The organism is Ochrobactrum sp. BTU2 (assembly GCF_024539785.1).
Taxonomy (GTDB): Bacteria; Pseudomonadota; Alphaproteobacteria; order Rhizobiales; family Rhizobiaceae; genus Brucella; species Brucella anthropi.
Window position 1 is genome coordinate 444868 of sequence record NZ_JAHWRG010000001.1, and the last position, 15095, is coordinate 459962.

Genomic DNA, 15095 nt, shown 5'->3' on the forward strand with positions numbered 1-15095 from the left:
GACCCATGGCAACCAAGACCTCATCCGTTCTGTTTTCGCGTTTTGCGAGCCTCGAATTCATCGTCGGTGTCGTGCTGACCGGCTGCATTTGTCTGGCGGTGATTTTCTCCGGCTATCTGTTTCCGGGCGGCGCCAACAAGATCGATCTCCTGGCGCGCCTGACACCGCCATTTGTCAATCAGGCCCATATTTTCGGCACCGATCCGCTGGGCCGCGATGTGCTGGCGCGTGTCATCACCGGCGGCAAGATTTCGCTGTTTGTCGGTTTTGTCTCGGTGCTCGGCTCCGTTCTTATCGGCACCATCATGGGTCTCGTCGCTGGCTATTATCGCGGCTTCTGGGATATGGCGCTGATGCGCTTTGTCGATGTGCAGCTGGCCATGCCCTTCATATTGCTTGCCATCACTGTGATGGCCATTCTGGGTGGCGGGCTTTTCAACACCATCATTTTGCTGATCGTCTCGCAATGCGTGCAATATGCGCGACTGGTGCGCGGCTCGGTGTTGTCGTTACGCGAGCGCGAGTTCATCCTGTCAGCCCGGGCCATCGGCGTGAAGGACTGGCGCATCATCTTCCAGCACCTGCTGCCGAACCTGCTTGGTCCGGTCATCGTGCTGATGACGCTCAATGTCGCCAATAATATCCTGCTGGAATCGAGCCTGACCTTCCTCGGCCTCGGTGTCGATCCGACCATTCCAAGCTGGGGCGGCATGCTGGCCGATGGTCGCACTTATCTCCAGACTGCATGGTGGGTGAGCATTTTCCCGGGCCTCGCCATTCTGTTCACGGTGCTTGGTCTCAATCTTCTTGGCGATTGGCTGCGCGACAGCCTCGATCCAACCGGCAGGACTTCCCGATGAGCGTGCTTTTTGAGAAAACCTATCCGCGCACCATTCATGCGCTTGTCGAACGCTTCCTGAAACCGGAAATGCGCGGCGCGAAGGTGGACGCATGGCTGTTCGATGACCAGCCGAGCCGCTTTGCCGCGGAAACGACGCTGCGCGAGGCTGGTGTCGAGGTGCGGCTGTGCTCGGCTTATAAGCCGCTCCTCCATTTCTTTCTGGAAGAAGTTGATGGCTCTGCGCTGAAGTCGGCAGCGATCCGTTATCCGCGTCATGACGCCTGTGTGCAGAACCGGTTTCTGCTTGAGACCTATCCTTTATCATCGCTTCTTCCGGAGGTGGAGATAGATTTCTCGGCTTCGGGCAAAGACGATTTTCATTATGAAGTCGATCTGGTCTTTGCCGATGGCCATAGTGAGAGCCGCCGGGTTTTCGCACCGAACCGCGTGCATGTGGATTTCATCGGCGAAACGCTGGTGTCGCCGACCGGCTGGCTGGCCGTCACGCAGCACGGCAAGATAGAAAGCGCGCGCTATGAGACATCCTATGAAAAGCTGTTTCATGACACCGTCGCGACCATCGCCGCCCATGACTGGAAGCGTGGCGAACCTTATTTCGATGAGCTGAACATCGCGGTCAGTCTGCCGATCACCGACCGCCGCCTGCCTTACGATGAGGAAACGCTGAGCCTCACCGAAGCCATGCACGAGGATATTTACTTCTCGCTGCTCGAAGTTTTTCAGAAGAAGTCAGGTCGCCCGGTGGGCGATCGTGGCTTGCAACCGGGCCAGATCGTGCCGGAAGTCCGCTTTCGCGATGCCGAGCCGTCGGTCAAAGTGGAGACACGCTCGCTTTCAACCGATGACGCGCTGACGGCAGAACAGGTTCTGGAGACGGCGCAAGCGCCGCTTTCCGCCGATCAGATCCGCCGTGAAATCGCCAGACTGGGCGGCAAGCCGTTCGAGGCAAAGACCCGTTCAGGCAGAACGGTGCGCGCGACCTATCGCAAGGGCAGCGATGCCGCGATGATGATCAGCGCTGGACAGCACGCCAATGAAACGACCGGCGTTGTCGGCGCGTTACGGGCGGCTAACCGGCTTGCTGCGCGCGAAAGCGCGCATTTCACGATCTCCCCGCAGGAAAATCCGGACGGATACGAGATACACAAGCGCCTTTGTGCGCTTCAGCCGCACCACATGCATCACGCCGCGCGCTATACGGCGCTGGGTGACGATCTTGAATATCGAAGCGGCGAGGGGCTCTATGAAAAGGCCATTCGTATCGAGGCTGAAAAGCTGACGGATGCGAAACTGCACGTCAACCTGCATGGTTATCCATCGCATGAATGGACGCGTCCGCTGTCCGGTTATGTGCCGCGTTCCTTTGCCATGTGGACGCTGCCGAAGGGCTTTTTCCTGATCATCCGCCACCATGCCTCCTGGGAGAAGGCAGCAGAAGAACTAATCGACCGCGTGACGAAACATCTGGCCGCGATTGATGGCTTGGTTGCCTATAACAATGCCCAGATCAGGCTGTTCGAGCAGCATGCAGGCGAAACGGGTTTCCGCATCATCAATGGGTTTCCGTGCCTCGTCGGCGTGGATGACCGCCATACGGTGCCATTGACGCTGATCACCGAATATCCGGATGAGACGGTTTATGGAGATGCTTTCGTCAAGGGACATACCGCGCAAATGGAAACCGTGCTGGCATCCTATGATGCCTTGCAGGCACTGTTTTCCTCGGATGCGGTTGCCTAAAGATAATAGACGCCAATGCGTTTGCCGCCGATAATTTCGACGGCAATCTCCATCTCGTAAATGTCAGCGAGGATTTCTGGATGAATAAGTTCATCCGGGCTTCCTTGATGCACAACCTTGCCGTGGCGCATGGCGACTATGTGGTCGGAATAGCACGATGCGAAATTGATATCGTGCAGAACCAGAACAACGGTTTTTCCAAGTTCGTCTGCAGCTCGCCGCAACAACTTCATCATTGAAGCTGAATGCTTCATATCGAGGTTGTTGAGCGGTTCGTCCAGCAGCACATAATCTGTATCCTGGCATAGCACCATTGCTACGAATGCACGCTGGCGCTGTCCGCCCGAAAGTTCATCCAGAAAGCGTCCGCTTAGATATTCAAGACCGAGATAGCCGATGGCCTGCTCGACATGATTGCGGTCTTCACTATTCGGGCGGCCTTTAGAATAGGGATAACGACCGAAGGTTACGAGGTCGCGCACGGTCAGGCGGGAATTAATCGCATTTTCCTGTCGTAGGATCGAAAGGCGTTTTGCCAACACATCACCGGATGTCGTTGAAACATCGAGTCCGTCTACGGTCACACGACCCTTGTCCATTGGCAGGAGACGGCTCACCATCGAGAGCAGCGTCGATTTTCCTGCCCCATTCGGCCCGATGATCGAGGTTATGCCGCAAGCAGGTAATTTCAGGGTCACGTCATCGACGACAAGTGTGCTGTTATAGGATTTGCTGACTTGGCTGATTTCTATCAACGCGCGTGCCCCCTGACGAGAAGGATAATGAAGACAAGGCCGCCCAGAAACTCGATGATGACACTGAGTGCGGTATTGAACGAGAAGACCCGTTCCAGGATGGTCTGTCCGCCAACGATGCAGAGGATTGCAAGCAAGATGGCTATAGGCAGGATAAACCGGTGTTTTGCCGAACCGGCAAGCATGTAAGCCAGATTGGCGACCAGAAGACCGAAAAAGGTTATAGGTCCAACCAGTGCGGTGGAAACGGAAACCAACACTGTGACCATGAACAGGATTTTGCGCACGATGCGTCGATGATCGACGCCCAGATTGATTGCCGGATCTCTGCCGAGTGACAGGACGTCAAAGACATAGACGAAGCGCAGACCGTAGAGCGAAACAGCCGCGACAATGACGGCTGACATAATCAGAATGTCGCTATTGATGGTGTTGAAGCTGGCAAAGAAACGGTCTTGCAGGACAGCGAAAAGATTTGGATCAAGCATCCGCTGCATCAGGTTGGAAATGCTGCGGAAAAAGACACCGCAGACAATGCCGACAAGCATAATGAGGTGCAGGCTGCGCGTTGCTCCGGAGAAGAGCCAGTAATAGAGTGTACCAGCGAAAACCACCATGATAGCGGTTTCTGCCAGAAAGCGAATATTCGGTCCGATCCAATCGATTTGAACGGCGCCGAAGAAGAAGACTACCAATGTCTGAATCAGAATATAAAGCGCGTCGAACCCCATGATCGAGGGGGTTAGGATGCGGTTGTTCGTGACTGTCTGGAACAACACCGTTGAAACCGCAATCGAGTATGCGACCAGTACCATGGCTGCAAGCTTGGTGCCGCGGAAGGACAGGATGAAAGACCAGCTTCCCTTTGCGCCGACTGTCATGAATGCTGCCACTGCAAGCAGAGTGAGTACAGAGAGGAGCGAGAGGATCAAGGTAGGGCGCTTAAGCAAGGCGTGAACCCCGCCGCAACAGAAGATAGAGGAATATGACGCTTCCCACGACTCCCATCATCGTACCGATTGGAATTTCGTAAGGAAAGCGGACTACTCGCCCGACAATATCGCAGGCAAGAACAAGTCCAGCGCCGAGTATTGCAACCCACGGTACAGCCCGCCGCATATTGTCGCCGATGAACATGCTGACGACGTTCGGGACGATAAGACCAAGGAAAGGTATCATGCCAACGGTCACGACGACTGATGCGCTGACCATCGAAACGATGACAAGGCCAAGTGTGACTACACGGCGATAATTTAGGCCAAGGTTGGTGGTGAAATCCTCGCCCAGTCCCGCGACCGTGAAGCGGTCAGCGGCAATGTAGGCGATGATTGTAAGGAAGAACGCAAGCCACAAGAGTTCATAGCGTCCGCGAAGGACGCCGGAAAAATCGCCGGTTGTCCAGGAATTGAGCGATTGCAGAAGATCAAAGCGGTAAGCAATGAAAGTAGTGATTGCACTGACAACGCCACCAAGCATGATGCCGACCAAGGGCACGACAAGAACGGATCGCAACGGAATGGCGCGAAGAATGCGAAGGAACAATGCAGTTCCGGCAAGCGCCGTAACAGAAGCGACCAGCATTTTTCCGATTACAGGCGTTTCCGGTGCGAACAATATGACCAGAAGGATGCCAAGACTGGCTGATTCCACTGTGCCCGCCGTCGATGGTTCAACGAAACGGTTGCGTGTCAGCATCTGCATGATCATGCCTGAGACGGCCATGGACATGCCCGCCAGAATGATTGCAAGGGTACGTGGAATACGGCTGACAAGCATGACTTCGGCGGCACGGTCAGTGGCTTCGGTGCCGAATAGCGTGCTCAGCGACACATCGCTGACGCCGATAAACAGGCTGATGACAGCCAGTACGACGACAACGGCAATGGCTGCTGCAAGTCCCTTCACGCTCGTTTCCTGTTCTGTTGCCTGATCACGGTTTCGGGCCACCTGCTACTAACTGTGTGGCCCGACCGGATTGGGTTTGGAAAGCTGTTACTTTGCTTTGTCGAAAGCCTGGGAAAGCTGATCGATCGTGCCGTGAAGCGCGCCGAGACCGCCACCAATCAGATACCAGTTCTGAGCGTTCAGATAGACAAGCTGCTCCCTTTTCCAAGCATTGGTCTGGCGCACGAGCTCATTGTCCAGAACCTGCTTTGCCGAATTGCCTTCACGACCGATGGCAGCATCACGATCGATGACAAACAGCCAGTCGGGATTGGTTTCGAGGATAAATTCCGAGCTCACGGGCTGGCCATGATTGCCGATGGAAAGGTCAGGCGCTGCAGGCTTGACCCCGAAACTGTCATGCAAGACGCCGAAACGCGAACCGGGACCATAAGCGCTGATTTTGCCGCCGGAAGTGAGGATCAGAAGACCGGTGCCTTTGTTGGCGGCCTTTTCCTTCAATGCAGCAAGTGCGGCATCAAGTTTCTCGGCTTCTGCCTTTGCTTCTGCTTCCTTCCCGAAAATCTGGCCAAGTTTCTCGACATTGGCTTCAGTGTCGGCGATGAAATTCTTCGCATTGGTCGTCAGATCGATGGTTGGAGCGATCTTCGAAAGCTCACCATATTTCGCAGCCGAACGACCTGCCACAATAATAAGATCTGGTTCTGCCGCATTAACGGCTTCATAGTCAGGTTCGAACAATGTGCCGATTTTCGCATACTCGTCGCCCTGATATTTCTTCAGATATTCAGGAAACGATATGCCGCTTGGAACACCAGTCACCTTGACGCCAAGGCGATCCAGATTGTCGAGGGTGCCAAGATCGAAAACCAGTACCTTAGCCGGTGAGGCTGGAACTGCTGTTTCACCCTGAGCATGCTTGATAGTCACATCAGCAGCATTTGCAGTTGAGGCAATGCTCAGCGCCATTATGGCGGCACCGCACAAGCGTGTAACCTGTTGAGCGATATTCAGCATGATGTTCGATCCTTTCATCAATCCTGTGCTTTACAGTCAAGTATCTTCTCCGTCAAAGACCGAGAGAGAAAATTCAGTTGTTTTTGCCCTTGGGGTTTTGTCCGAGCACAATGAAATTAAGGCTGTCCGCCACCGTGAGCGGTATCATCGAGCCGTGGCTCTCATCCTCGAAACGATGAAAGGCTGCGTCGACTTGCGGTAGTTCAGAAAGCTCTTTGAATATGTCTGAACCGGAAGGTCCGCCACGCAGTTTCTTCAGACGGTCATCGTCCTGTTTCGTCTGGCCGGGGCGGCTACCACGTTTGCCGGAGGTTTCTATAAGCAAGCGGATTGGGCGAGGGGCATCCTTGAAGCGCGTGATGAACTGATCTTTATCAGTTAGAATTGAACGATCGTTCCACCAGATTGACGGGTCTGCCGCGCTATAGCTCTGGAAGGAATCTGTGCGGTTGAACAAGGCATAAAGGGTGAACAATCCGCCCAGAGAGTGGCCGAACAGGGCCTGTCGGCTTTTATCGACGTTGAAACGCTTTTCGACTTCCGGCTTTACCTGATTGTCGATGAAGTCGAAGAATGCATCTCGTCCTCCAGTCTTTGGTACATTGAAGTGGACTGGGATCAGATCGTCAGGTGTCGGAGGCGTGAGGTCGAAATATCGCAGGCGGACGATTTCTTCCTGATTGTCAGTCGGGTAGCCGATGCCCACAAATATAGCCTTCAGGGCAGAGTTTTCTGCCATGAGCTTTGCTGCAATCGGCAACATGCGATTGCCGTCGACCATGTATATGACAGGATAGCCACCTTCGGGTGCAACCTCCTGCGGCGCAGCGGTGAATATACGATAGGCGATGCCGTTGGCTTCCATATCAAAGGACGAGGTGGAAGGCTCAGCAGCCTTCACGGTGGAAGCCATCAGTATCCCCGTCATCATCAGGCATGCTTTCTTCACGATATTCGTCAGTGCGCTCATAAGAGCATCCCATTCATGGAAAAGACGCCAGCCATTGCGGGCAGGCGTCTTTTTGTTGTGATACTAGAAGCGGGAAGTCATGCCGACCCAGAGGCGACGACCATCGACGACTGTATTGAAGTCATCGACATCTACTTTCTTGTCGAAGACGTTGTAGACGGCAGCGTTCAGAGTGACATTCTCGCTGAAGTCATATGAACCGCCGATATCGAAGGTTGCATAGGGCTTGTATTTGCGAGCGACTACCTTGCCGTTCCTGTAGACGGGTTCACCGGCTGTGCCGATACGCGCACCCGCATTGGTTTCTTCGCCGTGGTAGTTGCCGCTGGCCCATGCACTCAAGCCTTCAACCGGCGTTATCCAATCTGCACGCAAGCTGGCCATGTGCTTCGGCGTACGTGTCAGAGGCAAGCCCTTGTAGTCACCGGTCTGCTGTTCGGAGTCGGTGTAGGTATAGTTGCCGCGCACGGTAATTGTGTCGGTTGCTTCCCAGTTGAAGGTTAACTCCACACCTTGCATGACGGCTTCATCGATATTGAAGCTGTACCAGAGACGATAGTTCGGATCTTCGCTCCAGCGAATTGGATTACCATTGGCATCCGTCACCAGCGCATTGCTGATCTTGTCCTTGAAATCCGTGTAGAAATAGGTTGCGCCGAGGCGAAGGCCAGACTGGTTGTCCCAGAGAACACTCGCTTCATAGCTTGTGCTTTTTTCAGGCTGCAGATCTGGATCGCCGATGATTACGCCGCAGGTGCCGTTTGGACCATACGAGCATCCCGCGCCGCCCGTCGTATAAGCATATCCCGGGGCGATAGTACGGAGTTCCGGTGCACGGAAGCCGGTGGAGATACCGCCCTTGAACGTCAGTTGTTCAGTTGCGTGCCAGACGGCATAGCCGCGTGGGCTGAAATGCGAGCCATAAATCTCATGGTCGTCCATACGCAGACCGCCTGTCAGGGCGAAGTCTGGCGTGATCCACCATTCATCTTCTGCAAAGAGTGCCCACTGGCGAACGCTGAACTCTTCATCCAATCCGGTACGACGTCCTGGGTTCTGATCGGTCAGCACCGATTGCGAAAACTGTCCACCGGTTACCAGCGTGTGATTACCGTAGAATTCGAACGGAGTTGTGAACTTGCCATCGAGTACCGAATTACGGATATGCGGCGAACGCAGGTTCTCGACGTATCTCTTGGTCTTGTTGTCCCAATTGAAATTGGTGCGTTCTGCCCATTCTTGCTGGAATGAGAATTCCGACGTTGTGGGTCCCCAGCGACCGGTATGGCTGATCGACCAATGATCGCGATCATTGTAGTTGTAGGAATCCGAGCCCGATGCCGCCGTGTTGCCGACGGTGGCGTCGCGACGAAGGCGAGTCTTGCCCAGCTCGAGCATGATATCATGATCTTCATTCGGCGTGATTGTAACGCGACCGGTGATGTCGATATCTTTCTGTTCTGGCGTCCCGCTGACGATATTGTCTTCCTGCCGCTTGAGACCGCGTCCCCAGACCTGAACACCGACGAGGTTCGGGACCAGCGGCCCGGTCATGTAGTAAGACCCCTGCAACGAATTTCCGAATTTGGAATGCTGCTGAACCGTGCCGTCTACAGAGAAAGAACCGCTCCAGGTGTCCGATACTTTCTTGGTGATCACGTTGATAACGCCGCCCATCGCGTCCGATCCGTAGAGCGAAGACATGGGGCCACGAATGACCTCGATCCGTTCGATTGCGTTCGCTGGCGGTAAGAAGCTCTGCTCGAAACCGGAGTTGCCGTTGGTGCGGGCATCGCGCGTGCTCTGGCGCTTCCCGTCAACGAGCAGCAAAGTATAAGAACCAGGAAGACCACGAATGAATATGTCGCGCTCGGCCGCTGGACCTGTCACCGCGACGCCCTGAACGTCTTTCAGAGCATCGGTCAGATCGCGATAGGCGCCTTTTTCCAGCTCTTCGCCAGGAACGACAGTGATGCTTGCCGGAGCGTCGGTGATGTTCTGTTCGAACCCTGTTGCCGTGACAACAATCTGATTAAGTTTGACAGCTCCATCAGCGGTCGTTTCGATGCCCGCTTCCGTTGTCTTTTTCTTCTTGGTGCCAGCTTCGTCTGAAGTTGCCTCTTCCGCAGCGTTGATCGCGGTTTGCGCGATGGCATTCATTTCGCTCAGAAGTAGCGTTGTGGAAAGACACGTCCCCGCTAGGATCGCCCGATAAATGAGCGATTTGCTGGCCAAACGCCTGTTTTGTGTACCATCGGCCCACAATCCCCGAAACAAGCTGGTCATTTTCGTCACCGTTTAAAGTTGAGTTTTCAAGTCTCCTTATGTATGGCTGTCGGATGACGTCAATCGTGATGTTTTATAAGCGTTCTAAATTTCAAAAACCGCAAATGGACGGGCAAGAAAGTGATGTCGGACAAGCAGGTGAAAACGCAGCAACAAACGGAGAAAGGTGAGAGTGAAAGCCTTCGTTTGGGACAATTGCGCTTGCTTATCGCTCTTGATGCACTTCTTGTGGAAGGCAGTGTTGGCGGTGCTGCCAAACAGATGGGCTTAAGCATTGCGGCTATGAGCCGACTGCTCGGACAGATTCGCGGAAAGTTCAACGACCCCATTCTGGTTCGCTCCGGCCGAAACATGGTGGCTACACCAAAAGCCGAAGCGCTCCGTGGGCGTCTACGGCGGTTGGCGAATGAGGCCGAAACGCTGTTGAGTTTGGACTTTACCGAATTGCCGAAGTCGAGCTGTACCGGGCATCACGGGTGGAAGCGAAGCGCCATTGTAACACCGCCGCCGCTCGGAATCCGTAAGGTCGTTGAGCTCGAAAACCATCCGACACCGGAGCAGCTTGCAGCACAGTTCGCTAACATCCAGGACGAAAACGATCCGGCCAGACGACTAGCGAAATATATCGCTGTTGTAGGGCGAAAAGCCGGGCACACCCGTCCGCTCGAGATGTCTGAGGCTGACGATGCATTCACGACGATTTTTACGGGTAATGCCGATCCAATGCAGATCAGTGCGTTGCTCCGGCTCATTCACTATCGTGGGGAAACTGCACCTGAACTTGCTGGCATAACGCGAGCAGCGAGACGAATTTATTCCATGGACGCGGGCTTGAACATGCCAGCGCTGGATTGGCCAGCTTATCTATCGCCGAATTCTGTGCAGTCACCGTGGTTCATGCTTTCAGCCTTGCTGGTCGCGCGGGCTGGTTATCCTGTTGTCTTACACGGTAATTGTGGCACAGGTGAAATCTCGGGCAAGCTTGAGATAGCGGCCGAAGCTATCAATCTCCCGATCGCGACATCACATTCGCTCGCAGAAGGTGCATTAAGAGCGCATGGCATCTGTTTTATGCCGTTGGCCGGTTTCGCTCCTCAGATTCATGCGCTGATGGCGCTTTACCCACTGTTCGAGTCGCGTTCATCTATGAATAGCCTCGTTCATTTGCTCAATCCGATGAATCTCAAGGCATCGTTTTTGGGTGTTACACAGCCCACATATCGTGAGTTACACCGCGATGCGGGCGTACTTCTTGATATGCCTTCTATTTCGGTAGTTTCGACCAGCCGGGACGTTGCCGAGTTAGTTCCGCATCGAACGCATACGATCCATAGGCTTCTTAATGGTCGTGAAACAGATTTATTGCTTCCGACCCTTTCCAAGGAAAGTGGTGACAAGCATTCGAGCTTCAGTTCATTCGAATACTGGTATGGCATCTGGTCTGGCGCGGCAACGGACAAACGCGCAGAAAATACAATCGTTGCGACGGCTGCCATGGCGATGATGACGGCCGCCGCCGCAGACAACGAAAGCCATGCGCAATTTTTCGAGAAAGCCGAAGAGCTCTGGCGAAATCGCCACAGCCGGGCGGCGGCGTGATTTGGAAGTAGTTGCGATTGTGGAACGTAAAACTGTTTCACGTCCGGCAGAATTTGAAAAAGCTTTCTCTCGCTCGTTCGAGGATGGCAAGTCCATGCTTTGTCCACTAATTTTGTAGGCTTTATCTTTCTCCCCGTGAATTCGATTGCAACAGGGGAGCTTCGATGGTCAATCAGGTACTCGGCGAGGCGGGGACGTCTATTTTTGAGGCGATGTCGCGGCTTGCTGTTGAGCGTGAAGCCATCAATCTGGGGCAGGGGTTTCCAGAAGGCTTTGAACCGCCTGAACTCCTTGATGCCGCTGTTCGCGCTCTTCGTGAAACTTCACAACAATATCCGCCCATGATGGGGCTGCCGGTTCTCCGCCAAGCTGTCGCAGAAAACGCAAAGCGATTTCTCGGTCTAGACGTAGACTGGGAAAGGGAAGTTCTAGTTACGTCCGGCGCTACGGAAGCGCTCGCCGATACTTTTCTGGCGCATCTGGATACGGGCGACGAGGTTATCCTGTTCGAGCCGGTTTACGATGCTTACGCTACGCTTATCCGCCGCGCAGGTGGGAAGGTGGTGCCGGTACGGCTGAAACCGCCTCATTGGGAACTACCGCGAGAGGAGCTGGTAAAAGCCATTTCTCCACGGACGAAACTCATTGTTGTCAATACGCCGATGAACCCAATCGGCAAGATACTGGATCCAGATGAGCTGGACCTTCTCGCCGAACTTGCGATCAAGCATGATCTCGTGATCGTTTCGGATGAGGTCTACGAACATCTCGTCTTCGACGGTCACCCGTTTCATTCTATGTTCGGTGTTGAGAAAGTCCGCGACCGTGTCGTGCGAATTGGTTCCGCCGGAAAGAGCTTTTCATTGACAGGATGGAAGGTCGGCTATGTGACAGCCGCCGAAAAACTTCTGGCTCCGATCGCTCGCGCCCACCAGTATGTCACTTTCACCACGCCGCCAGCATTGCAGTCGGCGGTTGCGGTTGGGCTTTCGTTACCTGATAGCTACTTTTTCGGCCTTCGAGCGACGCTGGCATCGCGACGGAATCTGCTGGTTGAAGGGCTGAAATCTGCGGGTTTTGATGTCGTAGCTGTCCATGCCACCTATTTCGCGGTGGCCGATATAAAGTCGCTCGATCATGGCGGTGACGATCTCGATTTTTGCCGACGGTTGACGCTTGAAGCGGGTGTAACCCCGGTTCCTATCTCATCTTTTTTTGGTGCACGCGATGTGCGCAGCCACGTCCGTTTCTGTTTCGCCAAGCGCGAAGAAACGCTGCGGGAGGCCGCTTCACGGCTGGTCCAGTGGAATAATGAGCACAATTGGCGCACCGCATCATAGGCGCGCCCGAAAATCACTACAGGGAAAACAAGATGCATTCAGTTTCATTTTTGCGCGGCGCAGTTTCCGCGGCACTTTTCTCAGCGCTCGTCGCTTCACCGGCGCTTGCGGAAAAAATCCGGTTTGGTGTGACGTCGGGGCCGCATGCTGAAATCGCCGAAGCATTCGCACCCGTTGCCAAGGCAAAGGGACTGGATATCGAGATTGTGGAGTTTTCGGACGGTGCACTGATCGACCCGGCGACAAATGATGGCGATCTCGACGCCAATGGCTTTCAGCATACACCTTACTTCGATCAACAGAACAAGGATCGAGGTCTCAATCTCGTTGCTGTTGGCGGACGTACTGTCTTGCTGCCAATGGCTGGTTACTCACGCAAGTACAAATCTCTAAGTGAGCTGCCAGAGGGCGCACAAATCTCCATTCCCAACGATCCGAGCAATGCAGGCCGTGCCTTGAAGCTTCTTGAAGCTGGCGGCGTTATCGAGCTTACGCCGGGTGTAACTTTCAACGCAACAGAACTCGATATTGTCGATAATCCGAAAAAGGTCAAAATCATACCGATGGAAACGGCCCAGCTTCCGCGGTCGCTGGAAGACGTGGATTTTTCCGTCATCACTTCACATTTTGCGCTGAGTGCCGGGCTGGTTCCGACCCGTGATGCGATCCTGATCGAAGACCAGTTATCCGATTATTTCTGCCTGCTTGCTGTCGCGGGAAAGAACAAGGATGCCCCGTGGGTCAGGACGCTTGTCGAGGCTTATAAATCTCCTGATGTCAAAGCCTTCATCGAGGAGAAGTTCAATGGCAATATCGTAGCGGGTTGGTGACATGAACGTGCTCGTACGCAGCGGACCGGTGTCGAACGCCGTACCGGACGATACAAACCCGGCACCGTCAATCATCGATATACGTTCGCTGACAAAGACCTATGACAAGAAGGCCGGTCCGGTCATCGACAATGTCTCGCTTCAAATCGCCAAGGGAACCATTCACGGAATCATTGGTCGTTCAGGCGCTGGAAAAAGCACGCTCGTGCGTTGCCTGAATGGTCTGGTGCACCCAACCGGAGGACAAGTCGTTGTTTCCGGGCGAGAGATCACAACGTTGCGTCAAGGCGAATTGCGACAGGTTCGTCGTGAAGTATCAATGATATTTCAGCATTTTAGTCTTCTGTCTTCACGAACTGCTTTTGGCAACATAGCCCTGCCACTGGAGCTCACAGGCGTTGATCGCAGCACCATAAGAACCCGCGTGAACGATTTGCTTGATCTGGTGGGCCTCAAGGGAAAGGCCGATGCTTATCCATCGGAACTGTCTGGTGGTCAGAAACAGCGTGTGGGTATCGCGCGCGCATTGGCTCTGGAGCCGAGCGTTTTGCTGTCGGATGAGGCGACGTCGGCGCTTGATCCCGAAACCACGGAGCAAATTCTTTCGTTATTGAAAGATATCAATCGGCGACTGGGGCTGACGATTGTGCTCATAACGCATGAAATGGACGTGGTGCGCCAGATCGCAGACCACGTGACGGTTCTTGATGGCGGCAAAGTCGTTGAAAACGGAGCGACCTTCGACGTCTTCGCCTTTCCGCAAACACCGATCGCCCGGTCATTTCTGGCTAGCATCGTCGCCCACGACCTCCCGCCGGAAGTATCGCAGCGGGTGCTTCCACAACCAGTTGTTGGGTCGGATCCGGTTCTACGCATTATCTTTTCCGGTGAAGCCGCGCATGCGCCGGTCGTTGCGACACTCGTGCAGCGCTTTGGGATAAATCCGAACATATTGCACGGGCGTATAGACTATATCGGCGGCAGACCACTGGGCGTCATGACACTCGTCGCTGAGGGTGGTTCCACCGATCTTACCGACGTCCGCAATTATCTGTCTTCACTCAATCTTCATGGAGAGGTCATCGGTCATGTTGTCCGATCTGCTTCCGCCGGCACTCGTCGGGCTCTTGCTTGAATCGCTGAAGCAGACGGCCATTATGGTGGCCGCATCTGCCACTCTGTCGACATTAATTGGCCTGCCGCTCGGTGTTGCACTGGTTGTTACCAGTCCGGGCCAGTTTCTTGAACGACCGGTCTTCAATCGTATTGCTGGTACTGTCGTCAATCTGGTTCGATCCACGCCATTCATCATTTTGATGGTGGCGATCATTCCCTTGACGCGCCTGATTGCCGGAACAACTGTTGGCACCTATGCGGCCATCGTGCCACTGACCGCGGCCATCACACCTCTTTACGCACGGCTTGCCGAAACGGCGATGCGTGAGGTGGACCACAGCCTGATCGAGGCTGCGGAAAGCATGGGCGCAACACCAATTCAGATCATCTTCAAGGTGCTCTTGCCTGAAGCGCTACCCGGGATCATTGCGGGGCAAACGGTTACGCTAGTCAGCTTGGTCGGGTACTCGGCGATGGCAGGAACAGTCGGCGGCGGTGGACTTGGCGATCTCGGAATTCGCTTCGGATATCAACGCTTCATGCCGGAAGTCATGGTTGCCGTCGTCATCATCCTGGTTGCGATCGTGCAATCCATCCAGATCACGGGCGACTACGCCGCCCGTCTTGTCAATCACCGTGTGGCGCGCAGCCGTCGTTCCCGCTGAGAGTTTTTCA

At 54.4% G+C, this 15095-nt stretch carries 13 protein-coding genes; 7 read left to right on the plus strand and 6 right to left on the minus strand.

Features of this window, described 5'->3' with window-relative positions:
- Positions 1–5 precede the first annotated feature (5 nt).
- Together KWJ32_RS02140 and KWJ32_RS02145 are read left to right on the plus strand one after the other, a co-directional pair.
- Positions 6–860, plus strand: a complete 855-nt coding sequence (locus KWJ32_RS02140; protein ID WP_012093167.1) for an ABC transporter permease — start codon at positions 6–8, stop codon at positions 858–860.
- Entirely contained in the window at positions 857–2602 is a 1746-nt protein-coding gene (locus KWJ32_RS02145; protein WP_012093166.1) for a peptidase M14, read from the plus strand. The genes KWJ32_RS02140 and KWJ32_RS02145 overlap by 4 nt, the downstream gene beginning before the upstream one ends.
- On the opposite strand, the gene KWJ32_RS02150 is transcribed toward KWJ32_RS02145, so the two are convergent.
- From KWJ32_RS02150 to KWJ32_RS02175, 6 genes are all read right to left on the minus strand, one after another.
- Positions 2599–3357 (minus strand): ABC transporter ATP-binding protein, encoded by a 759-nt coding sequence (locus KWJ32_RS02150; protein ID WP_094515669.1) that lies wholly within the window; start codon positions 3355–3357, stop codon positions 2599–2601. The two genes, KWJ32_RS02145 and KWJ32_RS02150, sit on opposite strands and share 4 nt — an antisense overlap.
- The gene (locus KWJ32_RS02155) at positions 3354–4307 is read right to left on the minus strand and encodes an iron chelate uptake ABC transporter family permease subunit (RefSeq protein WP_012093164.1); all 954 of its coding nucleotides are present in this window, start codon (positions 4305–4307) and stop codon (positions 3354–3356) included. Before KWJ32_RS02155 ends, KWJ32_RS02150 begins: the two co-directional genes overlap by 4 nt.
- Positions 4300–5262 carry an ABC transporter permease gene (locus KWJ32_RS02160; protein ID WP_012093163.1) on the minus strand — a complete coding sequence of 321 codons (963 nt, stop codon included), beginning with the start codon at positions 5260–5262 and terminating at the stop codon, positions 4300–4302. Before KWJ32_RS02160 ends, KWJ32_RS02155 begins: the two co-directional genes overlap by 8 nt.
- Positions 5263–5349: 87 nt before the next feature.
- Entirely contained in the window at positions 5350–6279 is a 930-nt protein-coding gene (locus KWJ32_RS02165) for a siderophore ABC transporter substrate-binding protein (RefSeq protein ID WP_012093162.1), read from the minus strand.
- A gap of 73 nt (positions 6280–6352) precedes the next feature.
- Entirely contained in the window at positions 6353–7249 is an 897-nt protein-coding gene (locus KWJ32_RS02170; RefSeq protein ID WP_012093161.1) for an alpha/beta hydrolase-fold protein, read from the minus strand.
- Positions 7250–7312: 63 nt separating this feature from the next.
- Positions 7313–9535: a TonB-dependent receptor gene (locus KWJ32_RS02175; protein WP_012093160.1), complete on the minus strand. Its 2223-nt coding sequence runs from the start codon at positions 9533–9535 to the stop codon at positions 7313–7315.
- Positions 9536–9658: 123 nt separating this feature from the next.
- Between KWJ32_RS02175 and KWJ32_RS02180 the strand changes: the two genes are divergently transcribed.
- The 5 genes from KWJ32_RS02180 to KWJ32_RS02200 all read left to right on the plus strand — a co-directional run bounded on the left by KWJ32_RS02180 (position 9659) and on the right by KWJ32_RS02200 (position 15085).
- Positions 9659–11134 (plus strand): glycosyl transferase family protein, encoded by a 1476-nt coding sequence (locus KWJ32_RS02180; protein ID WP_012093159.1) that lies wholly within the window; start codon positions 9659–9661, stop codon positions 11132–11134.
- Positions 11135–11298: 164 nt separating this feature from the next.
- Positions 11299–12474: an aminotransferase gene (locus KWJ32_RS02185; protein ID WP_012093158.1), complete on the plus strand. Its 1176-nt coding sequence runs from the start codon at positions 11299–11301 to the stop codon at positions 12472–12474.
- Between the two features lie 32 nt (positions 12475–12506).
- Positions 12507–13304 carry a MetQ/NlpA family ABC transporter substrate-binding protein gene (locus tag KWJ32_RS02190; protein ID WP_012093157.1) on the plus strand — a complete coding sequence of 266 codons (798 nt, stop codon included), beginning with the start codon at positions 12507–12509 and terminating at the stop codon, positions 13302–13304.
- Position 13305: 1 nt separating this feature from the next.
- On the plus strand, positions 13306–14439 hold the full coding sequence (locus tag KWJ32_RS02195; protein ID WP_012093156.1) for a methionine ABC transporter ATP-binding protein: 1134 nt from the start codon (positions 13306–13308) through the stop codon (positions 14437–14439).
- Positions 14393–15085, plus strand: a complete 693-nt coding sequence (locus KWJ32_RS02200) for a methionine ABC transporter permease (RefSeq protein ID WP_012093155.1) — start codon at positions 14393–14395, stop codon at positions 15083–15085. Before KWJ32_RS02195 ends, KWJ32_RS02200 begins: the two co-directional genes overlap by 47 nt.
- Positions 15086–15095 lie beyond the last annotated feature (10 nt).